Annotated in this window: 22 protein-coding genes and 1 pseudogene; 1 reads left to right on the top strand and 22 read right to left on the bottom strand. The window is 43.6% G+C overall.

Annotated elements, in window-relative coordinates:
• Positions 1-22: 22 nt before the first annotated feature.
• The 20 genes and pseudogenes from ACJJI6_RS11230 to ACJJI6_RS11135 all read right to left on the bottom strand — a co-directional run bounded on the left by ACJJI6_RS11230 (position 23) and on the right by ACJJI6_RS11135 (position 17,219).
• Positions 23-454: a hypothetical protein gene (locus ACJJI6_RS11230; protein WP_444926987.1), complete on the bottom strand. Its 432-nt coding sequence runs from the start codon at positions 452-454 to the stop codon at positions 23-25.
• Between the two features lie 619 nt (positions 455-1,073).
• Positions 1,074-1,643 carry a hypothetical protein gene (locus ACJJI6_RS11225; protein ID WP_444926988.1) on the bottom strand — a complete coding sequence of 190 codons (570 nt, stop codon included), beginning with the start codon at positions 1,641-1,643 and terminating at the stop codon, positions 1,074-1,076.
• 807 nt (positions 1,644-2,450) lie between these two features.
• Positions 2,451-3,065 carry a hypothetical protein gene (locus ACJJI6_RS11220; RefSeq protein WP_282931626.1) on the bottom strand — a complete coding sequence of 205 codons (615 nt, stop codon included), beginning with the start codon at positions 3,063-3,065 and terminating at the stop codon, positions 2,451-2,453.
• An 807-nt stretch (positions 3,066-3,872) separates the two neighbouring features.
• Positions 3,873-4,268: a hypothetical protein gene (locus tag ACJJI6_RS11215; protein ID WP_444894836.1), complete on the bottom strand. Its 396-nt coding sequence runs from the start codon at positions 4,266-4,268 to the stop codon at positions 3,873-3,875.
• 69 nt (positions 4,269-4,337) lie between these two features.
• Entirely contained in the window at positions 4,338-4,823 is a 486-nt protein-coding gene (locus tag ACJJI6_RS11210) for a hypothetical protein (RefSeq protein WP_444894835.1), read from the bottom strand.
• Positions 4,824-4,904: 81 nt separating this feature from the next.
• Positions 4,905-5,282 (bottom strand): hypothetical protein, encoded by a 378-nt coding sequence (locus ACJJI6_RS11205; protein WP_444926989.1) that lies wholly within the window; start codon positions 5,280-5,282, stop codon positions 4,905-4,907.
• A gap of 104 nt (positions 5,283-5,386) precedes the next feature.
• Positions 5,387-5,719 (bottom strand): hypothetical protein, encoded by a 333-nt coding sequence (locus tag ACJJI6_RS11200; protein ID WP_444894833.1) that lies wholly within the window; start codon positions 5,717-5,719, stop codon positions 5,387-5,389.
• 64 nt (positions 5,720-5,783) lie between these two features.
• Positions 5,784-6,188: an ester cyclase gene (locus ACJJI6_RS11195; protein WP_475713418.1), complete on the bottom strand. Its 405-nt coding sequence runs from the start codon at positions 6,186-6,188 to the stop codon at positions 5,784-5,786.
• 751 nt (positions 6,189-6,939) lie between these two features.
• A complete protein-coding gene (locus ACJJI6_RS11190; RefSeq protein ID WP_444894831.1) occupies positions 6,940-7,260 on the bottom strand; it encodes a hypothetical protein in 321 nt (106 codons plus the stop codon).
• A gap of 1,344 nt (positions 7,261-8,604) precedes the next feature.
• Positions 8,605-8,961 carry a DUF6508 domain-containing protein gene (locus tag ACJJI6_RS11185; RefSeq protein WP_444926990.1) on the bottom strand — a complete coding sequence of 119 codons (357 nt, stop codon included), beginning with the start codon at positions 8,959-8,961 and terminating at the stop codon, positions 8,605-8,607.
• A gap of 80 nt (positions 8,962-9,041) precedes the next feature.
• Positions 9,042-9,377 (bottom strand): hypothetical protein, encoded by a 336-nt coding sequence (locus tag ACJJI6_RS11180; protein WP_413664758.1) that lies wholly within the window; start codon positions 9,375-9,377, stop codon positions 9,042-9,044.
• Between the two features lie 55 nt (positions 9,378-9,432).
• Complete coding sequence (locus ACJJI6_RS11175) at positions 9,433-9,948, bottom strand: hypothetical protein (protein WP_444926991.1); 516 nt, start codon at positions 9,946-9,948, stop codon at positions 9,433-9,435.
• Between the two features lie 516 nt (positions 9,949-10,464).
• Complete coding sequence (locus ACJJI6_RS11170) at positions 10,465-10,869, bottom strand: ester cyclase (protein ID WP_475713417.1); 405 nt, start codon at positions 10,867-10,869, stop codon at positions 10,465-10,467.
• A 781-nt stretch (positions 10,870-11,650) separates the two neighbouring features.
• Positions 11,651-12,283 carry a DUF1294 domain-containing protein gene (locus ACJJI6_RS11165; RefSeq protein ID WP_475713416.1) on the bottom strand — a complete coding sequence of 211 codons (633 nt, stop codon included), beginning with the start codon at positions 12,281-12,283 and terminating at the stop codon, positions 11,651-11,653.
• 809 nt (positions 12,284-13,092) lie between these two features.
• Positions 13,093-13,617: a hypothetical protein gene (locus ACJJI6_RS11160; RefSeq protein WP_475713415.1), complete on the bottom strand. Its 525-nt coding sequence runs from the start codon at positions 13,615-13,617 to the stop codon at positions 13,093-13,095.
• A 77-nt stretch (positions 13,618-13,694) separates the two neighbouring features.
• On the bottom strand, positions 13,695-13,865 hold the full coding sequence (locus tag ACJJI6_RS11155; RefSeq protein WP_475713414.1) for an HNH endonuclease: 171 nt from the start codon (positions 13,863-13,865) through the stop codon (positions 13,695-13,697).
• Entirely contained in the window at positions 13,844-14,551 is a 708-nt protein-coding gene (locus tag ACJJI6_RS11150; RefSeq protein WP_475713413.1) for a hypothetical protein, read from the bottom strand. Before ACJJI6_RS11150 ends, ACJJI6_RS11155 begins: the two co-directional genes overlap by 22 nt.
• A gap of 562 nt (positions 14,552-15,113) precedes the next feature.
• Complete coding sequence (locus tag ACJJI6_RS11145) at positions 15,114-15,407, bottom strand: hypothetical protein (protein ID WP_475713412.1); 294 nt, start codon at positions 15,405-15,407, stop codon at positions 15,114-15,116.
• Positions 15,408-16,208: 801 nt separating this feature from the next.
• Positions 16,209-16,607: pseudogene (locus ACJJI6_RS11140) on the bottom strand (Tse2 family ADP-ribosyltransferase toxin); the annotation flags it as partial.
• A gap of 345 nt (positions 16,608-16,952) precedes the next feature.
• Positions 16,953-17,219, bottom strand: coding sequence for a hypothetical protein (locus tag ACJJI6_RS11135; RefSeq protein ID WP_475713411.1), 267 nt, complete (start codon positions 17,217-17,219; stop codon positions 16,953-16,955).
• Between the two features lie 128 nt (positions 17,220-17,347).
• Here ACJJI6_RS11135 and ACJJI6_RS11130 point away from each other — a divergent pair, with 128 nt between their 5' ends.
• Positions 17,348-17,935: a transposase gene (locus ACJJI6_RS11130; RefSeq protein WP_475713410.1), complete on the top strand. Its 588-nt coding sequence runs from the start codon at positions 17,348-17,350 to the stop codon at positions 17,933-17,935.
• A 244-nt stretch (positions 17,936-18,179) separates the two neighbouring features.
• Here ACJJI6_RS11130 and ACJJI6_RS11125 read toward each other — a convergent pair whose 3' ends face one another.
• Positions 18,180-19,907, bottom strand: coding sequence for a DUF262 domain-containing protein (locus tag ACJJI6_RS11125; RefSeq protein ID WP_475713409.1), 1,728 nt, complete (start codon positions 19,905-19,907; stop codon positions 18,180-18,182).
• An 818-nt stretch (positions 19,908-20,725) separates the two neighbouring features.
• Positions 20,726-21,013, bottom strand: coding sequence for a hypothetical protein (locus ACJJI6_RS11120; protein WP_475713408.1), 288 nt, complete (start codon positions 21,011-21,013; stop codon positions 20,726-20,728).
• Positions 21,014-21,240 lie beyond the last annotated feature (227 nt).

Genomic DNA, 21,240 nt, shown 5'->3' with positions numbered 1-21,240 from the left:
GAAACTCCCCTACGTTTTACGTTTAAAGCACCGGCGTAGCTTTACCACGACCGGTGTCTTTATTTGTTAGGGCTGCTCTAGTTTTGGCAATCGCACTACCAGCTTTCTTTGCGTGCCACTCCTTACCAAGACTATAAAGAACTACCATTTCTCCAAGATCCGCTTTACCGCCACGACACCAACCTAATTTCACCTGAACAAGATTTTCTTGGCTGCCCTTCAGTGTTTCATATACCTTTATTCGGATTACTCTTTCCGCTCCACGAACTAAATAACCTTCTTGCTCTTTGCTTAACACTCGATGTTCCAACTCAGGAATAGATATGCTAGACACTCTACCAATATAAACTTCTTTCGCATTTTCAGCCCACTGTCCTGGCGTCCAATTTAGCCCCGGACATGCAAGTGTATCCTGAGCGATGAAAACAAGGATAAGGGTTACTAATAATTTCATTTCAGGTTTACAGTCCTAACGCCGTGCACAATTTCCGGAAGTCCGTTGCTGCACCTTGGCAAGCTCAGCATGAGCGTGAACTAATGGGGTGAAAGTCCTCTGTAGGAGGATCACCATTTTATGGACTCCATTAAATGCTAACTACTAACGAATGGCAACTGCAGCGTCGCGAGGTCTTGTGGGGAGGAAGCCGCTAGCAAAACTACGAGCTGACGAACAGAAACATCCTGTAAGGCTTAGTCTGGAGGCGAGGTGGCCAAGGATACCGAAGCCATGTGATCTAAAGGGTAGGGTAAATGATACAGTTGTGTAGTGAAAGTTCACGTACTTATCTGGGGAGATCGGTTGAGCTTGCTGCAGTGAGGTTGTCAGCGTGGCCGCTGACTCATAAGTAGGTCCAACCCAAAATCCACAAGTTAAAAGACAGGGCTAGCCTACCGATATGTTGCCAGCAGGATATAAAATTGACGTAACGCACTGCCATGACCCCCAATTCAAATGCAGAGCTGCTCGACGCTATCGTTGGGTAGAAATTCATTATGGATAGGGAACCGACCATTGTGGACCCGCATGATGGGTGGTGTGTTAGCCGGTAGTTAGAAACTACCGGCTACCCGATCTATATTTCTTCTTGTTGAGCAACAAAAGCCTCTTTACTGCCAACGAGAACCACAATAAGAAGTATTATATCGATGACAATGCTAGTGATTGAGCCAGGTATTTTAGCTATCAAGAACCCACTATTTGACTGTGAGCTAATTACTGCTTGAATAATGGCCCAAATAATAGACGCAGCGATAGCTATGTAGAAAAGTTTTATTGCGAAATCTTTGGTCATCATTAGAAATATTCCAGATATAAGATACAGACCTGCTACGACCATAGATACAATACCAAAAACAATTGACCAAGATTCATACCACTCTGGGACCTTAAACTGTTCTTGCATAGACTCCATCATTTGAGAAAACTCAATTCGTTTGGGTTCACCTTCCTCTTCAATTTCTAGTGTCAATTGCGGCATATCCTTTCCATCAGGAGTTTTCCCTTTACTGAATTCAGTCATCATTTCTTTCTGCATTTCGAGCATCGAAGGCATGACTACTTCCTGAGCGCCACCAAGAACCCCAAATATCCCGAAAATAATTGCCAACACTCCAATTATTGTCGCCCATGTAGGTCTTTTCATTTACTACTCCATAGTTCAGTAAAAATATAACGCCATTTGTAATGGGCAGCTTTGTGGCAAAGCCACGTTTAAAGCTGTCCAGCCCTAAGGACGATCATTGACAAACTTGGTACGCCCAGCATGGGCGTAAACTAATGGGGCGAATGTCCCCTGTAGGAGGATCACCATTTAATGGGTTCCATTAAATGCTAACTACTAACGAATGGCAACTGCAGTATCGCGAGGTCTTGTGGGGAGGAAGTCGCTAGCAAAACTAGGAGCTGACGAACGGAAACATCCTATGAGGCTTAGCCTGAAGGCGAGGCGGCCAAGGACACCGAAGCCATGTGATCTAACGGGTAGAGTAAATGATGAAGTTATATAGTGAAAGTTCATGTTCTTATCTGGGGAGGTCTGTTTAGCCTGCTGCTGGGAAACTGTCAGCGCGGCTTCTGACTCATAAATAGGCCCAACCCACTAGCCACCATTGAGGGGTAGACAAGAATGTTGGGACACAGCAGCGCCTCGGTCAGTAATGACTGAGGTGATTGAACAGAAGTCAGCCTAGGGCATGGTAGCCTAATGCCAAGATTAATGCCTTGGACAGGGTGAAGGCCTGAACCCAAAATCCACGATTTAAAAGACAGGGCTAGCCTGTGGATATATTTCCAGTCGGAGGTATCGCACTGCCATGACACTCAGCTCAAATGAAGAGCTGCTCGACGCTATTGTTGGGTAGAGATTCATTATAGATAGGGAGCCGCCCATTGCGGGCCCACCCGGTGAGTGGTGTGGGGTCCGGTAATTAGAAACTACCGACTACCCGATTTAAGCATTAGTTTTTAGGGCCTCTTTGGTTGTGTCCACAGCTTGCTGAAGATCCTTGGAGTAACTTTTTAGTTTCTTTAAATCACCTTTGATAAGAGCTTCTTTAACTTCCGTTACCAAGTTTTTCGTGTTTTCAGTAGTATCCACAATTATACCTGAAATCCTTGAGGCATCATTTAATCCCCATTCTTTGGCTTTATCTCCAACCAGGGGAAGACCTTCAATAATAGGGCATGCAACCTCTAAAGTATTATGTATTTTGCTCAGGTTTTTAAAGCTGTACGCTTGAATAACAGATGTCAATTCTGTGACCTGTAAAGAAACATCTTGTACGGCATCAATCAGAGGCTTATTTTCATTGATTTCAGCAAGTGCTTTTCGTGCTCCTTGGAAATGGGTATACACGAAAAATAAAAAGCACCCGATAGTCAATATCGCTCCAACAACAAATAACTCAGACGGTAAAGTTAGTCCAGGTATGTTAGCCAATACCATAGATAAAATGCCAGCAAACCCAAAGGCTAATGCGAACCCCCCAGTCTTATATAGTTTATCCATTCCCTTAGAAAGGCTATCTGATATGCGAACTACATCCTGCGTTGCTATTTGGTTCATATAGACATACCTATTGTTTGGTGGAGAGATTGATGCATAACGCAATTCTGTCAAAACCATAGGGAAGTGAAGGTTTTGGCGTCGAGTGCCTTTACTTGATACGCCCAGCATGGACGTGAACTAATGGGGTGAAAGTCCCCTGTAGGAGGATCACCATTTAATAGACTCCATTAAATGCTAACTACTAACGAATGGCAACTGCAGCATCGCGAGGTCTTGTGGGGAGGAAGTCGCTAGCAAAACTACTAGCTGACGGACAGAAACATCCTATAAGGCTTAGCCTGAAAGTGAGGTGGCCAAGGACACCGAAGCCGGGTGATCTAACGGGTAAAGTAAATGATGCAGTTGTGTAGTGAAAGTTCACCTTCTTATCTGGGGGGACCTGTCTAGCTTGCTGCTATGAAGCTGTTAACGTGGCCGCTGACTCATAAGTAGGCCCAACCCACTAGCCTCGAGGGGTAGACAAGAGTGGTGGAACACAGCGGTGCCTGGGCCAGTAATGGTCAAGGTGATTGAACAGAAGTCAACCGACGGCATAGTAGCCTAATGCTAAGATTAATACCTTGGACAGGGTGAAGGCCTGAACCAAAAATCCGCGAGTAAAAAGATAGGGTTAGCCTACTGATATGTTTCCAGTCGGATAAGTTGAGGTAGCGCACTGCCATGACACTCAGCTCAAATGAAGAGCTGCTCGACGCTATTGTTGGGTAGAGATTCATACGGATAGGGAACCGCCCATTGCGACCCGCACGATGGGTGGTGTTGGGGCCGGTAGCTAAAAATTACCGGCTACCCGATTTATGAGCCTCACTGCTCGTAGACCTGAATATTAATCGCACGTCTGTCGCCACGTACTCTGAATATTGTCAAAAGACCATATTGTTTGAAGTACATGATTTTTTCCCATTCCGGAAAGTTACTACTGCCCGGAAGGCTAGATTTAGGCTGAAGCTTCCAGGAGCCACCCTCCTCAACGATCTTCATGAATGAAGCATGATCATGCTCTGACATCTCTATATAGAAAATTTCGTTATAGTCATCGAAATACTTTGCAATATCAGAAGCCTTCTCTCGCTTGACAACTACGAAATCCTCTTTAGGCTTGAAGCCGATAGCTTCATTGACTATTAGCGAAATATCATATTGCTTCGTACAGCTGACAACTAACAATAGAAAAAAAACAAATTTGGCCCGAGTGTTCATCGTTCATAACGTCCGCATTTACGGCTGGTTTGGAGCACAGCAGAAAACCAGTCCGACAACATGTGCTAGCTAGGACTTGACAGCATGATAAAAGACTCCCAGCCCCTCGGGATCATAAAACTCCCAGCTAGCATTTTCATACCTAACGAATACATCATTAGTCTGTAGAGTATCCCACCAACTATTCAATGCTTTGAAAAAGATCGATGTAGTAAAATCACTGCAAAGATCGTTTGGAAAATACGATATTTCAACAGCTATTTTTTCACCTTCAGGCCAATCGAGAAACAGATGAACTTGTCTTACAAAGCTATCTCTAGATTTCAGCTGTCCATGAATACAACCTTCTTCACGTTGTGTGATGTAAGACACTACACTTTCCGAAGACATTTCAACTACTTCACCGTTTTGATCTTGAAGCTCGCCATCGCTGAATTCCTCGAGAAATAGCTTTATGAATTTTTCGACACAAGCCAAAGTGGCTGGAGTAAACGTAATATCCCTAGTACTACCATCACTATCGGTTAAATATTCAAGTACTAGAGCTTCGTTCATATGAGAGCCTAACGTCGGTAGCAAAGGCGGGAGTTAGCGAGTCTAGCCCGCGCCTTTAGCGGGCGAAGTTGCCTACCTTTATTAAGCCCTGCATACGATAAAAAACCGTTTTTCATTTACATTTTCCCCAAAGCCAATTACTGGATTATCCATTCTTACCCATGATGAATCATCGAATTCTTTCTCTATTACAGAGACAAGAGAAAACCTAGAATCAATAGTTTCTATTTCTGCATATGCCTCAGATATTTTTAAAGGCTTGCCGTAAGGAGTTATATGAAACAAGCACTCTTCATTATCGATGTCGACACCAATTTTACCGATTGGCTCTATAGATTCAGTTGATGTCACCTCTCCAGAATCATCAATTTTTAATAAAATCATAAACAAACTAAAATCATCATCAGCTATCTCTGATTCTTCAAGTTCATTAATAATACAGCCAACGTGCTTGCTCAATGATTGATATTCCTTTGTAGGCTAAACGCCAAGCGAATGGGCCGGCGCTACGATGCAGTGACAACCCAGTCTAAGGTTCCCTTGGCCGAGCATTGCGTGCCTGGTTATGTGTTGAGTTTAGCCAGTGCTGTTTGAAAAGCTTGAACACTAGCTGTACGTATTGTTTCATTTCTTTCTTCGGCTGATATCCAGCCGCCAACGTTATTGAGACAAAATTGATTGTTTGAATCTTGAGCCACTTCGCGAACTGCTTGAAAAACGCGGTGTTGAATTTCGTTGCAGTCTCTCAGTAGTCTCGGATCGGTAACACCCGACCCTTGAAATTCATAACCACCACGGGCATGAATTGTTAATTGATGGCCGTAATTACACAACAGCTGAATCTTCTTATCATCAGGAAGCTCGTCTATTACTTTTTGTATTTGGTGTTCTTTCATTTTTTACTCATAACGCCTTGCAGTAGAAGTCGGCACGTAGCGACGGTCCTGCTGGCTGCGATTGTTATGTTTCGTTTTTCTTGAGCTGATTTTCAAGGCTCTTTAAATCACCCAGCACCCATACATCAGAGATTCGATCACCTTCAAAGGTAAATAAGGCACACCCATTCCAAGTTACGCGTTTATGTGACGGTAAAAAGCCCATAAACTCATCTCTATGAAATCCGGTAAAGGACATCTTTGCAAAAACCTTGTCTCCCTCTTCTACGAGATCTTCAATAATACATTTGTAATCACCCAGCGCTTTGTGAACCATATCGACATATTCAGCGAAACCTTTGTGACCTCGCTTTTCCTGTCCTAATGATCCTCTAAAGGAGAAGCTCTCATGCAGGATCGATGGCATTGCTTTCTTATCGTGGGCATCCCAAAGAACCTCATAAAATTTTCGAACTTGATCTTTATGCACCAGTCATCCTCAGAAACATAACGCCTCAATAACCCGTAGCTGAAACATAGCGAAGCGACGTGTAAGCTATCGGGTGCCAAAGACGTGTAGTTAATTGGCTTGGTACGCCCAGCATGAGCGTGAACTAATGGGTTCCATTAAATGCTAACTACTAGCTAATGGCAACTGCAATACCGTGAGGTCTTGTAGGGAGTAAGCTGCTAGCAAATGCGAGCTGACGAACAGGAGCATCATATAAGGCTTAGCCTGGAGGCGGGATGGCCAAGGACACCTAACAGATAGAGTCAATGATGCAGTGGTATAGTGAGCGTTCACGTTCTTATCTGGCGAATCTGTTTAGTTTACTAGGGTGAAGCTGTCAGCGTGGCCTCAGACTCATAAGTAGGCCCAACCTGCTAGCACTATCGCAGGGACATAAAAAGGTGGTGGAATATAGCAGCGTCTTGGTCAGGATGATTAAACAGAAGTCAGCCGATGGCATAGTAGCCTAATACCAAGATTATTACCTTGGGTAAGGTCAAGGCCTGAACCTGAAATCCGTGGGTTAAAAGACAGGGCTAGCCTACCGATATGTTTCCAATCGGATAAGTTGAGTTAGCACACTGCCATGACACTCAACTCAAATGAAGATCTGCCCGACACTACCGTTGTACGGATAGGGAACCGCTCATTGCGGACCCGCACGATGGGAGCTCCGGGGGCCGGTAGCTAAAACTACCGGCTACCAGATTTAGGTTTTGCGGCCTATTCATTAATAGGGGCTACCACACGTAGATATTGTTAAAGTAACTTGCTCATAATTATTATTGACTATATCTATTTCTTCGAAATGATATGAACAATCAACGTGACCTCTAGGCCGACTACAAAATCCATAACGGCCATCTTTATTCTTTAACCATAGATGGTGCGCTCCGCTCTCAATTTGTATTGCCGCTGCTTCCGTCACCTCTGCAGGCGGCTTTTTAATATACACCCAGCCTTCTGAAGGCTGCGCCATCGAACATTTCTTTGGTTGAATGACACAACCACTTATAGAGAGTACGGCAATAAGAAAACCGAAGTACTTCATCAATGTAAACCTAACGATAAGCTAACCGGCAGCCGGCGCGAAGTACGATTTTGGCTGTCCGACGGAGGCCGCTTGAGGCCGGAGTGTAGTTAAACGCCTTGTTAAGTTTTTTTCGATAGCACATATTTTGACTCACCGCTCTCAATGACGAGCTTATAGTTCTTTAGTCTTTTACCGTGCGAGCTTAAGAAAATTGTCCCCTGTAGTATTGCTTCCTTGATGCAGTTTACGTTGCTTTCTGGCCCAATACGAATCAAAGCCTTTATACGGAGCTGTTTTTTGGAAACTCTGTCCAGATGCAAGTCTGTAGCTCCGTCACACCAGAAGGTCTTCGGTTGGGTTACTTGCTTAATCTTCCAAGTTACAAACCACTCTAAATCATTCTCAAGCTGCCTTCTTTGCCACTTTGACTTAGCTAGATTGGTGGCAAATTGATTTTCGACCTTTCGTATGGTTCTGTTTAGTGCTCTCTTGCTCGAATACTCATTCATACTCAGTAAACTTAACGCTCGTAGCTCGAGCAAAATAGAAGCGCAGCGCCAATTTTGTCGGCGTGCCTTTACTTGGTACGCCCAGCATGGGCGTGAACTAATGGGGAGAAAGTCCCCTGTAGGAGGATCACCATTTAATGGGCTCCATTAAATGCTAACTACTAGCGAATGGCAACTACAACATCACGAGGTCTTGCGGAGAGAAGCCGCTAGTAAAACTGCGAGCTGACGAACAGAAACATCTTATAAGGCTTAGCTGGAGCCGAGGTGGCCAAGTATGCCGAAGCTATGTGGCTAATGGGCCGGGCTAATGATGTAGTCGTGTATTGCAAGGTCACGTTTTTATCTGGAGAGATCTGTTTAGCTAGCTGCTGTCTGCTTGGCCGCTAAGTCATTAATTAGGCCTATTAGGAAGCCCACTTTATAGCTTATGTAGGTCTCAAGCCAATCGGTGCCATTTGTCAAAAGACGCCCCGTATCCTTGAGTGGCTGGACATCTCAGAAAAACACTGGTTCTATCTCAATCGAAACTTTGAAAGCCGCTTTAAAGGCCTGGTGGGATCAGCAGAGGCTGTACGGCAAGCTTGTATTCAGCGCAATAACCGCTGGGTACATGGCATAGGCGACTGCCAACGTTTCCTTTTTGTAAAGCCCCACCAATTCTCTCCCAATCTTTCGATACTATTCCTTCCGGTTTGGCCAAAATCACGCAATTTTCAAACCTCAAGCATAATTTTTTCAGTATTTCACTTTGCCGTACACCAGACCAGGAGAAATGGTCGTCAAAGTGGAAGGCCTGAACTATTTCCAGAGCCATCTTTCAATCTGTGGGTGTCCTATTGTTGCGGCTTTGTTATGCATGATGTAGGTCTTGAAGTCGCTTAAGGACTGGATCTAGAAGCCTATTTCTGAGTGTTAGCTCCCAGGAACCTTCACAAAACCTTTCTGCTCTAGCTGCTGCAGTTAAAGCCCACCTGACTTCTTCAAATGTGGCTCGATCAATCGAATCTAAAATATTTCTAATTTTCTTTGGCTGATATTCATATGCTACCCAAGGCGGGCGCTCTAAAAGATTCATAAAATCAGAGATCTCATCTGGATAATAAGGATATCCTTCATGACGAGTTACTTTTGGAAGCGCCAAAATCGCCAACTGATAGCATGATATTAACTTCTCTGTATCTTCAATATTCAATGCTTCAGTTCTCATGTGCATAACGCAAAGCTTTACGGACGCCGAAGCAACCCGTAGGTTTTCCGTAAGAGCTTTTTGTTATTATTTTACTTTGATTAATTAACATACTCCAACCATTCATTACAAAATATACTTTCAACGGCCATTTCTAACTGAAATATCTGAGGGTCAATCAGGTCGCCTCTAAATGTTGCACCTTTATCAATCCATGCTGAGTACTCAATATATGGATAGTGGCCTATACAGTACAAGGCGTACGACAACTCTTTGCTCAAACTGCTTGAACTTTTTAGGTTTTGAAATAGTGAATGCAAGTCAGACAGCAGTTGTTCTATATATTCCTTTCCTGGATCTTCGCCCATTCTGGCCAATACCGGCAACCCTTTTTCACCTAATCCCGCGTTTATAATTCTTTCTTTAATCTCTTTCATATTTGGAAGTCATAACGCCCTAAGCAATACACAGGAGGTCCAGTGCATTGCATTGTCAGTTTTTTGAATCGCAGAATGATAGCTTGTTGCGTAAAACCAAATCAATAATCCCATTAGGATCTGAAGAAAGCTCGACGACTGATTGTTTGTTATCGCCGATTGGCATTCGATGACACGGATTAGACTGGATTTGATCGTTTTTCCGATAAAGAAAATACAGTTGAACTGAACCCAACTCAACAGGTATCCATGAGTCGTTAAATATAAATCGATCCCCTATTTCAAAAGAACCCTTGATTGAATTCAATACCAAAAAAGTTGAGTCGATACCTCGATTCAGATCTTGTAATCTCTCCCAGGCTTGAGAGTCACGCCACTCAATGGGCTTTGAGTTATATGAGCTAATTTCATATGTCAGATCTGCGTACGGAATTCGGCCTGAGATTTTCTTGGCAATAACAATGTCAGAGGCATTATTCAAATCAAAGCTTAAATTCTTATGATCATATTCAAACGAAATGGCTCGCTGAGAATAAAGGATGATTAATAAGGTTAGATATATAACTTTCATTGATCGAAGCCTGATGGAAACTAACGCCTTGTTCAGTTGCCGCCGGAACGGAGCGCTTTGTGCTAGCGTAAGCGTACAGTACAAAGCGAGCGGTGTAGGCGGTCAGATGCAGAAATTTGTTCAATCTTGGTTAGTTTACTTGGTTCTATATACGGGCCGAGGGTTGGGTCCAATGAATAATAGAAGTCTATTGTCTCCTTCAATAACTAAGTATTCACCTTGCAGGCATCCCGAAATTGAACCCTTAGGAATAGAGAGTTCATAGCCTTTAGGGTGATCAGTAAGGGCGAACACTTCTGTGTTCTGACCTTTCTGACAGCTTAGTGAAATATAGCGATCTAATTGATTGGTTACAATCTTTGCGTTGATAATTTTTGCCGGATTCTCAATGCCTACCGCGTCAGAAATTGAACTGAATAAATAGAGTAGTAGGAATATGTTAGATTTCATGGTGCTTAGATTTTACGCCTTGCAGCATAGATCGTCGCGTAGCGACGGTCCTGCAGGCTGCGACTGTTATATTTCGTTTTTCTTGAGCTGGTTTTCAAGGCTCTTTAAATCACCCAGCACCCATAGATCAGAGATTCGATCACCTTCAAAGGTAAACAAGGCGCACCCATTCCAAGTTACGCGTTTATGTGATGGTAAAAAGCCCATAAACTCATCTCTATGAAATCCGGTAAAGGACATCTTTGCAAAAACCTTGTCTCCCTCTTCTACGAGATCTTCAATAATGCATTTGTAATCACCCAGCGCTTTGTGAACCATATCGACATATTCAGCGAATCCTTTGTGACCTCGCTTTTCCTGCCCCAACGATCCTCTAAAGGAGAAGCTCTCATGCAGGATCGATGGCATAGCTTTTTTATCGTGGGCATCCCAAAGAACCTCATAAAATCTTCGAACTTGATCTTTAAGCACTAGTCATCCTCAGAAAAATAACGAAGCGGCGTGTAAGCTGTCGGGCGCCAAAGGCGCGTAGTTAATTGACTTGGTACGCCTAGCCTGGGCATGGACTAATGGGGTGAAAGTCCCCTGTAGGGAGATCACCATTTAATGGACTCCATTAAATACTAACTACTAGTGAATGGCAACTACAACACCACGAGGTCTTTCAGAGAGAAGCCGCTGGCAAAACTACGAGCTGACGAACAGAAACATCATATAAGGCTTAGCCTGGAGGCGAGGTGGCCAAGGGCACCGAAGCCATGTGATCTAACGGGTAGAGTGAATGATGCAGCTGTGTAATGAAAGTTCACGTTCTTATCTGGGGAGATCTGTTTAACTTGCCGCTGTGAAGCTGTCAGCGTGGCCGCTGACTCATAAATAGGCCCAGCCCGCTAGCCAGCATGCGGGGATAGAAAAAAATGGTGGAACACAGCAGCGCTCCGCTCAGTAATGAGTAAGGTGATTAAACAGAAGTCAGCCGACGGCATAGTAGCCAAATGCCAAGGTTAATACCTTGGACAGGGTGAAGGCCTGAATCCAAAATCCACGAGTTAGAAGGCAAGGCTAGCCTACCGATATGTTGCCAGCCGGATATAAAATTGAGGTAGCGCACTGCCATGACACTCAGTTCAACTGAAGATCTACTCAAGACTATCGTTGGATAGAAAATCCTTACGGATAGGAAACCGCCCATTGCGGACCCGCATGATTGGTGGTGTGGGGGCCGGTAGCTAGAAACTACCGGCTACCCGATTTAGCCATTCAATAATGGAACAACTGTGTTATTAAGGAACTTTGTTCCTTTTTCAGTATGAAGCCAAATTAAGCCACCTAAATTCAAAAAGACAGTTACCCAATAAACACTTTTAAATTCTTTTTTACTCGACTTGTGACGTAACTTGTTTTGAGCAAAGTAAGCACCAGGCCAACCACCAAATGTTGAAAACAAATGTAATGTGCTTTCTTTTGTTCTCCAGCGCCCATTTTGAGCAGCGGACTTATCAATTGCGTAAGCGATAAATGTTATTAAACTCATTGCAATATACAAGCCAGCAACGATTAACGGTAATTTACCGACAACGATCGATGTCGAAAGGCCAATACAAAAAACTATTATAAAAGCTACACCAAAGTTGCCACCACCTTTAGATTTGCTTCGATTACTTGAGGCTTCAGCATCTCGAGCAAATTTGATATTTGTAGCTTTAAACCGATTACTATTTTCTCTGACTAGTTCGTAGATGATGACTTCACCATTAACAGGCCTACGTGAACGAGGCTTAAAAGCTTTAATATGAACAAAAGCACGATCGCCTCCACCATTAGGCTCAACAAAACCGAAGCCTTTATCATCATTCCAATTTACTACTTTACCTTGAAGCTTCATGCTCCCTCTCGAACCTGATGGCTAACGCCCGTGCCTACGCTTGGTACGCCCAGCATGGGCGTGAACTAATGGGGTGAAAGTCCCCTGTAGGAGGATCACCATTTAATGGTTTCCATTAAATGCTAACTACTAGCGAATGGCAACTGCAATACCGCGAGGTCTTGTGGGAAGGTAGCCGTTAGCAAAACTACGAGCTGACGAACAGAAACATCCTATGAGGCTTAGCCTGGAGGCGAGGTGATCAAGGAGACCGAATCCATATGATCTAACGGGTAGGGTCAATGATTCAGTTGTTTAGTGAAAGTTCATGTTCTTATCTGGGGAGATCTGTTTAGCTTCCTGCTGTGAGGCTGTGAGGCTGTGAGGCTGTGAGGCTGTGAGGCTGTGAGGCTGTGAGGCTGTGAGGCTGTCAGCGTGGCCGCTGACTCATAAGTAGGTCGCCACCATCGTGGGGTAAACTAAATAGGTGGGACACTGCGGCGCCTCGGTCAGTAATGATCAAGGTAATTAAACAGAAGTCACCGACGGCATAGTAGCCAAATGCCAAGATTAATACCGTGGACAGGGTGAAGGCCTGAAGCCAAACTCCACGAGTTAAAAGACAGGGCTAGCCTACCGATATGTTGCCAGCAGGATATAAAATTGACGTAGCGCACAGCCATGACACTCAGATCAAATGAAGAGCTGCTCGACGCTATCGTTGGGTAGAGATTCATTACTGATAGGGAACCGCCCATTGCGGATCCGCACGATGGGTGGTGTGGAGCAGGTAATTAGAAACGACCGGCTATCCGGTTTAAATGCGTGGTTCAGATTGCTCGTAGATCTTCATTGAATTCTAACCCTGAATGGCCATTGATTAGATCTATAAAACCCTTTTGGCAATAAATTCCCATGAACCCATCATAGCTTGTTTTGAAGATAAGATCGTCAGGAGATGGATTAAAAGAAATCTCTTTTACATATGAAGATTCTTTTCCATTGATTATTTCTTTTGAACTTTTTGTTAAATCAGCTTCAATACTGTGCGTTATATTGAAAATAAACCACGTTTCTCCAGAAATATCTATTGGCAGAAACTCACCATATCTATCAAGCTTCAAGTGAAGAGCATTATATGCTTTTAAGTTAAAGCATATATTTCTTTGCCATTCTCCTAAGTCAGTTGCAATTTCTTCATTGTTAAAGAGCGACGCTGTGAATTTTTTCCAAATTTCCTCTCGAGGAGTGCCGTCAAAGACAAACTTGAAACCACCAAGTGTCTTCATCATTGTTGGCACATCTATGTTTATTCGTGGAGCTTTGTCCTGAAAGGTTACTTTGTAGACTGACACTTTTATATCCTACCAACACTTTTCCAAGGTGGAACACTTGTATTATTTCAGGCGTCATCTTTCAATCTGTGGATCTCCTAATGCTGCTGTTTTCTTTGACTTGTTAATTTTTTTAAATCGTTCATTTCTAACCATGGTCTGCGCCTATGTAGCATTCGATGGCAATTAGAGCACACCAAGGCTATATCTTCCTTTTTGGTTTCCTCTCCATCCTCATGGAGCTCACTTACAGGTTTGGTATGGTGCACCTCGATAAACTCAGCGCCCAGTTCCCCATAAAAATCTTTAAATCAAAGCCACAACTCTCACATTGTAGTTTTCTGTTTTTAGCCAACGCTTCTGCTTTAACTTGCGATATCAACGTTGAGTTTCTCTCCCTTGCTCTGTGCAGTTTTTCTTTTATCTTTCCCTCAGGAAACCCATTACGAAAGGAGGGCTTGTCTGGATCAAGTTTATCTGCTTTCGCTCGGTTTTCTGCAAGAGAGACCAATTCACCAAGAAATTCGGATATTTCGTCTAAAATTCTTGGCAAAGAGATAACGACATCAAGGCCAAAAAAATACTTCTCAAAATATTCTTTACGCTCATCATTTCTTCCATCTCTCTTTGATGGTCTATAACGCCAATGAAGATACTCTCCATCTTCGTCAGAGGAGAAGCTATGAATTTCAGCTATTGGTCCAGCTTTATCCTCAGGAAAGAGAACGACATAATATCCATTTGCTTCGTTCCATTTTATTAAAAGTAACCAAAGATTTATTCCCCTAGGGTTTTCAATTAAAAAGCCGCCTTCGAAATCCTTTGAATCGGCCCATTGGTGGAAATCCTTCAATGGTTTGGGAGTTAAATCTTCACTAATAGACGGGAAAGCCTTCTCTTTACTTCTGTATTGGGAGAGTAGTCTATATAGATTCTTTACTATCAGAATATCCACTTATATCTCCGTAGAAGTTAACGCCAAAATAACCCGCACCTACGGCGTTGGGTTGTTTGCCTTGGTACGCCCAGCATGGGCGTGAACTAATGGGGTGAAAGTCCTCTGTAGGGGGATCACCATTTAATGGGTTCCATTAAATGCTAACTACTAACGAATGGCAACTGCAGCATCGCGAGGTCTTGCGGAGAGAAGCCGCTAGCAAAACTACGAGCTGACGGACAGAAACATCATATAAGGCTTAGCCTGGAGGCGGGGTGGCCAAGGATACCGAAGCCATGTGATCTAAAGGGTAGGGTAAATCATACAGTTGTGTAGTGAAAGTTCACGCCCTTATCTGGGGAGATCTGTTTAGCTTGCTGCTAGGAAGCTTTCAGGTGGTCGCTGACTCACAAATAGGTCCAATCCGCTAGCCACTATCGTGGGTTAAAAAATGTGGCTGAACACAGTAGTGATGTTGAGTAGAAGTTCATTACAGATAGGGAGCTGCCCATTGTGGACCTGCACGATGGGTGATGTGGGGGCCGGTAGCTAGATACTACCGGCTACCCGATTCAGAGCCTTACTCTTGATCCCACTCTTCTTCATAGCCATTACTCACCAAGTAGCCATTCAGAGAGTGAAAAATATACTCCATCCACTGCTCGATTCCTTCTTTCTCCAGCAGCGGGAATCCAGAATCTTGATCATCAGCAGCAACGTCTATCATTCCCCAATAGAATTGGGAAAGAGCTAATGCCTGCTCTCGATTAGAAACTACACCTTTCTGAAGAATATCTAGTGCAGTTTCATTCTCCATCTTTTCAGCGTAGTGAATAAGGATCTCGCGTTCTTCTGGGTATTTATATTCAATCATAGTGCGTCTTGAGCCTCTTTAATTACTGACATCCGATCAGCAATCCAAGTTAACTTACTTACCAAGTCTTCAACCCTCATTCTTTTGGTGGCTACAATCAGGTAGTGCCTCTTATCCGGTAAGGCCTGTTTAACTTGCTGCTATGAAATTGTGTGTGGCTGCTGACTCGTAAGCAGGCCCAACCCGCTTTTCACTATCGTGGGGATAGAAGAAGTGGTGGAACACAGCAGCGCTTCTGTCAGTAATGACCAAAGTGATTAAACGGAAGTCAGCCGACGGTATAGTAGCCTAGCGCCAAGATTATTACCTTGGACATGGTGAAGGCCTGGAGCCAAACTCTATGAGTTAAAAGATAGGGCTAGCCTACCAATATGTTTCCAGTCGGGTAAAGTTTCGGTAGCGTACTGCCATAACACTCAGTTCAACTGAAGATCTGCTCAAGACTATCATTGAATAGAAAATCAGTACGGATAGGGAGCCGTCCATTACGGGCCTACACGATGGGTGGTGTAGGGGCCGGTAGCTAGAAATTACCGGCTATCCGATTTAGAGTTCAATTCTCCAATTGGAGTGAAGAAACTAAATCCTCATAACTAGGATAGTTACAGTTATCGCTCCACTTATGCTTATACAATTCCGCAAGTGCTGTCGATAGAGATAATAGTTGCATGGAATGCTCTCCACTGGCATCCACTTCCTCTTCTGTTGAAGAGGGATTATCTATTATCAATTTCATTCGATATATTTCTGACTCAGTTAGCTCGATCATGAGTGACAAATGTGAAAGGCTTAGTTCCATAATTAATTCTCGAATACTATTTCTTTAGTAAGTTCATCTAAGAGTATACAAAACTTAGCGACTGGCATATCCCAATGAGGCCGGATTGAGTAATGTGTAGCTTCATAACTTCGATTATATGAATCCTTCGTTATAACTAGGCCATGAGGGATTACAATGTTTGGTGATAGCCTATAATAATCCCAACGAGAAACCGGTACCCCCAGCACATCAAATAATGAAACACCCCCTGAAGTACAGTCTACCCACCACTCACCATTGCTCCAGTATGTGTCTATATCAGGATTTCTAATTTTTCCGTTAGATAGCCTAAAAGACTTTAGTATAGGATACAAAACAGGCGATCCTCGATCAGCTTTACGCTGCCCTCTCCACAAATTTACGTCTAAATTAAATTCGGAGTCAAAAAGTTCACCAAGTTCCCTCTTTTAAATAAAGAACTCTTCTTCCTTCTTGCTTTTTTTCATAAATTCACTCCATTGAATATTTGAAATTGGTTTATTCTAGCGCGGTAAGTATGGGCACGCAGCGTGGGCACAAAGTGCTGAGACGGAGAACCAGCCTAAGCTGAATATGCCTTAACTTGGTACGCCCAGCATGAGTGTGAACTCATGAGGTGAAAGTCTCCTGCAGGAAGATCACCATTTAATGGACCCTATTAAATGCTAACTATTAGCGAATGACAACTTAAACATCATGAGGTTTTTGGGGGGCGGTAGCTAGGAAATACCTGCTATCCGATTTAGCTATACTTCTTCAAACTCTGACTCCCCGCCAGGTATCGGTTTAATATCTATTGCCACATTATCAGCAAAAGGCCATTTAATTGAAATTTGTTGTATAAAACTGCTGGTGTCACAAAAAGCGATTACACTTCCCTCAATACTCTTTTCCCAAGACATGCCGTTCCAGTTTGCGAAATCATAACATCCCGCTGCCGGTCCCATTTTAACCGCTACAAAATATAAACCTTCTAGTGAAGGATTTCCGTCCTTCCATTCGATTTCTTGCATAAACTCCCACTAAAATCTTGATCTATTCTTCCGCTAATAATGTGGCTCAGTGCTTCATTTAGACCTAACTATACCTCAGTGAATAGAACAAGCTTAAAGAGCTGATCGAGCTATGGCGAGAGCGATTAATGGATATCAGTTCGTTTATGCACTGCCTAAATGAATCTATTGCTCGCCAAGAGAACGAAGAAGACCGCTGTACTGGCTGCTTCTGGGACGGCCGTTTCAAATCTCAGGCGCTATTGGATGAAAGAGCCTTGGCGGCCTGCATGGCCTATGTCGATCTCAATCCTATCCGTGCCGATATTGCAAAAAGCCCGGAGGACTCCGATCACACGTCCATTCAGCAGCGTGTTCGCGCTGTGATCTCAGGTGAGCAGCTTAAAGAGCTACTACCGTTTGTGGGCGGCGAGCGCCTTAATATGCCGAAAGGGTTGCCCTTTCAATTGGATCACTATTTGGCGTTAGTAGACTGGAGTGGCCGGCATTTAGACCCCAAAAAGCGCGGTGCCATTTCTCAAAACGCGCCCCCTATCCTTGAGCGTTTGGGAATCTCAGCAAAACACTGGTTCTATCTTAATCGGAACTTTGAAAACCGCTTTAAAGGCCTGGTGGGATCAGCAGAAGCCGTACGGCAGGCCTGTATTCGGCTCAATAAAGGCTGGGTACATGGCATAGGCGACTGCCAGCGTTTCCTATCTGCAATGCCCCACTAATTCCCTCCCAACCTTTCGATACTATTCCTTCCGGTTTGGCCAAAATCACGCAATTTTCAAACCTAAAACATAATTTTTCAGTATTTCACCTTGCCCTATACCTGATCAGGAGAAATGGCTGTCAAGGTGGAAGGCCTGTACTTTTTCCTGTGGCATATTTCAATCTATGGGTGTCCCAGTGTTGTTGAGTGTTGCTCTTCGCCCTCACCTAACGTCCCATGCATTGGCTTGTTAGGGCATAGGGTCAATCTGTTCTGTCTGCCCATTCGGATCGCACCCATTTAAATATTTTTTCTTCTCTTTCTAAAATTTCCTTTTCGGACCAGTCGTCATAACTCAATATCTCGCGAACCATTCGTAGACCTTCAGATTTTATGTAAATACCTTTCTTAGCGATAAATCCCTGCCGCTTGGCTTCGTTATTTATTGGCATGGGCAATAATATAAGATTACCAATCCCATTTGAGACTGTTTCGTAACGGCTGTTATCGTTAATTTTTCCATCCCAAGCTCCACCTGATTCGGGATTCTGCGGCATAATGTGTTCGACACTTTCATTGGCGGATCTTGCCTGCCATATTTGAATTCGACATTCGTCATTTACAACCGCATTCGTTCCGAGTTCCGCTGCCAAATGTTCCTCGTATCGCCATAGCAGGTACCGAATTACTTCTTGATTTCCGTCATAGACATCTTTCCCTTTCAATTCTTCATCGATTGCTCGGTCAACAGAATAATCAGACCCTATATCTCTCAACGCTGCGATAATTTCGCTATATCTGGACGCTCCCGCCGACTTGTTCATTATTTTATTTGCCAATCGAACATAGTCACCCACCTTTGACCTTGAGTCCTTCGCATGCAATCCATATATTCTGAATGTTACTTTTTCCCACTGATCTAACAGCTTATTCCTCTCTTGTTCGTTAACCGAATTAGCCAATGAAATTGCAACTGATAAAACGCGGGCTTGCAATACATTTGTGACGGGGCCGAGATGAATATTTGATTGCAATTCTACAAGTGTTTTCGCCACATCGAAGATCCAGCTACTTATCTTGACGGTATCTTTTGCAGATGAGCAAGCATCAGCCAATGATGTCAGTGCGGACTCTGCCTTTTTGGGCTTCCCAGACTCTGTCCCCGTATACAAAGTAGCCGTTACCCTAAGTACCTCCTGGCCTGGAACAGGATATTTTGAAAGCTCTACATAGATCTTGCCCCATAAATCATTCAGCTCATCGAGGTAGGTCGTCCGTGATTCATCAGTTGTTGCCTTTTCAAAAGCAATTCCCATCAATGAGCTTTTGGTCTTATCTAGCCAGTCGACAGCAAGCCCTCTTGAGTTTAAAACTTCAAATAGACTATATACAACTCTCGAATCATCAGTATCAAAAACCACAAATCCCAATTTATTTCTTATAATTCTCAGCAGCGAAAGAGCATCTCCATAATCGTCCTTCCACTCATCTACAAACTGCATGCATTCCTTTATGCCTTGATAAATATTCCTGTCAGCATGGGTAGTTATTTTATCCTTAGTCGGAGATTTTCCATCTCTTATAAAGCTATTGAAAATGTGCTTATTAGTGTTGTTGGTTTGAAGTAAAATAAGATTACCATCCGATTTTACAATTATCTTTCCAAGCTCTTCTTTCTCTTCGCCGCTTTCTAATGCAAGATGGATACACTTAATTAAAATAATCAGTGTTGTTAATCTTTGTTGACCATCAACTACATCGTATAGCCGATATTCTTTTGAGCCAATTTCTTTAACTTCATCCGTTTGGTAACAAACAATCGTTGCCATGAAATGATCACGATCAACACCTTTTACCTTCAAAGCTCTAATATCAGAAAAGAGATCGTTTCGTTGTTTTGATCCCCATGAGTAGTATCTTTGATATTTGGGTATTCTAAAGACCCTATCGGCGAATAATGAATTCATATTCTTGTATTTTGGTTCAATCACATGGATACCCTAAATTATGTTTTAGCTGAGAAAGGCCCTAACGCCAAAAGCAGCGGTGCATTTATGCGTCCGCTGGCTTTACTTGGTACGCCCAGCATGGGCGTGAACTAATGGGGTGAAAGTCCCCTGTAGGAGGATCACCGTTTAATGGATTCCATTAAATGCTAACTACTAGCGAATGGCAACTGCAATACTGCGAGGTCTTGTGGGGAGGAAGCCGCTAGCAAAACTACGAGCTGACGGACAGAAACATAAGATAAGGCTTAGCCTGGGGGCGAGGTGGCCAAGGACACCGAAGCCATGTAATCTAACGGGTAGAGTCAATGATGCAGTTGTGTAGTGAAAGTTCACGTTCTTATCTGGGGAGAACTGTTTAACTTGCCGCTGTGAAGCTGTCAGCGTGGCCGCTGACTCATAAATAGGTCCAGCTCGCTAGCCACCATCGCTGGGATAGAAAAAAATGGTGGAACACAGCAGCGCTCCGCTCAGTAATGAGTAGGGTGATTAAACAGAAGTCAGCAGACGGCATAGTAGCCAAATGCCAAGATTAATACCTTGGATAGGGTGAAGGCCTGAACCTAAATCCACGAGTTGAAAGGCAGGGCTAGCCTACTGATATGTTTCCAGTCGGTTAAAGTTGATGTAGCGCACTGCCATGACACTCAACTCAAATGAAGATCTGCTCGATACTATCGTTGGGTAGAGATTCATTACGGATAGGGAATCGCCCATTGCGGACCTGCATGATGGGTGGTGTGGGGGCCAGTAGCTAAAAACTACCGGCTACCCGATTTAGGCGGCTGCTCCCATAACTCGGTTCAATAATTTTCTTTCTGTGCAATTTCCCACACTTTCAGAAAATCTTCTTCCGTTAATTCAACAAGATCAAACTCTTTCTCAAGACGAGGTATATCTCCCTTAGGAAACTCCGGTTGATCAGTAAAAAAGTATACCTCATTATTTTCGGCGTTAGGTGTCGCCCAAAAATGGCATCCATCGATAACGTAAATTTGCCTTACGATTAGCTGGTCTACAACTTCACAAAGGAATGCACCTTCATCACCTTCCATGCCCTCAGCATACGATTTATAAAATCTTCGATTCATGGTTTTATTTAACCCTCATCGCCTAACGCCCGCAACACCGGGCAAATTGGAACGCAGTGGAAATTTGATCCGAGTGCTTGCGCTTGGTACGCCCAGCATGGGCGTGAACTAATGGGGTGAAAGTCCCCTGTAGGAGGATCACCGTTTAATGGATTCCATTAAATGCTAACTACTAGCGAATGGCAACTGCAACATCGTGAGGTTTTGTGGGGAGGAAGCCGCTAGCA

This window comes from Microbulbifer maximicatervae (SeqCode), from assembly GCF_056232625.1.
This window is presented reverse-complemented; position numbering and strand designations above follow the sequence as displayed.

Bases quoted from the DNA above. Each gene is read 5' to 3' on its own strand.
- ACJJI6_RS11230 (WP_444926987.1), bottom strand. From the start codon at position 454: ATGAAATTATTAGTAACCCTTATCCTTGTTTTCATCGCTCAGGATACA.
- ACJJI6_RS11165 (WP_475713416.1), bottom strand. From the start codon at position 12,283: ATGAAGCTTCAAGGTAAAGTAGTAAATTGGAATGATGATAAAGGCTTC.
- ACJJI6_RS11120 (WP_475713408.1), bottom strand. From the start codon at position 21,013: ATGAATCGAAGATTTTATAAATCGTATGCTGAGGGCATGGAAGGTGAT.
- ACJJI6_RS11135 (WP_475713411.1), bottom strand. From the start codon at position 17,219: ATGCAAGAAATCGAATGGAAGGACGGAAATCCTTCACTAGAAGGTTTA.
- ACJJI6_RS11130 (WP_475713410.1), top strand. From the start codon at position 17,348: ATGGATATCAGTTCGTTTATGCACTGCCTAAATGAATCTATTGCTCGC.
- ACJJI6_RS11215 (WP_444894836.1), bottom strand. From the start codon at position 4,268: ATGAACACTCGGGCCAAATTTGTTTTTTTTCTATTGTTAGTTGTCAGC.
- ACJJI6_RS11210 (WP_444894835.1), bottom strand. From the start codon at position 4,823: ATGAACGAAGCTCTAGTACTTGAATATTTAACCGATAGTGATGGTAGT.
- ACJJI6_RS11225 (WP_444926988.1), bottom strand. From the start codon at position 1,643: ATGAAAAGACCTACATGGGCGACAATAATTGGAGTGTTGGCAATTATT.
- ACJJI6_RS11175 (WP_444926991.1), bottom strand. From the start codon at position 9,948: ATGAAAGTTATATATCTAACCTTATTAATCATCCTTTATTCTCAGCGA.
- ACJJI6_RS11145 (WP_475713412.1), bottom strand. From the start codon at position 15,407: ATGATTGAATATAAATACCCAGAAGAACGCGAGATCCTTATTCACTAC.
- ACJJI6_RS11200 (WP_444894833.1), bottom strand. From the start codon at position 5,719: ATGAAAGAACACCAAATACAAAAAGTAATAGACGAGCTTCCTGATGAT.
- ACJJI6_RS11220 (WP_282931626.1), bottom strand. From the start codon at position 3,065: ATGAACCAAATAGCAACGCAGGATGTAGTTCGCATATCAGATAGCCTT.
- ACJJI6_RS11185 (WP_444926990.1), bottom strand. From the start codon at position 8,961: ATGAGAACTGAAGCATTGAATATTGAAGATACAGAGAAGTTAATATCA.
- ACJJI6_RS11180 (WP_413664758.1), bottom strand. From the start codon at position 9,377: ATGAAAGAGATTAAAGAAAGAATTATAAACGCGGGATTAGGTGAAAAA.
- ACJJI6_RS11190 (WP_444894831.1), bottom strand. From the start codon at position 7,260: ATGAAGTACTTCGGTTTTCTTATTGCCGTACTCTCTATAAGTGGTTGT.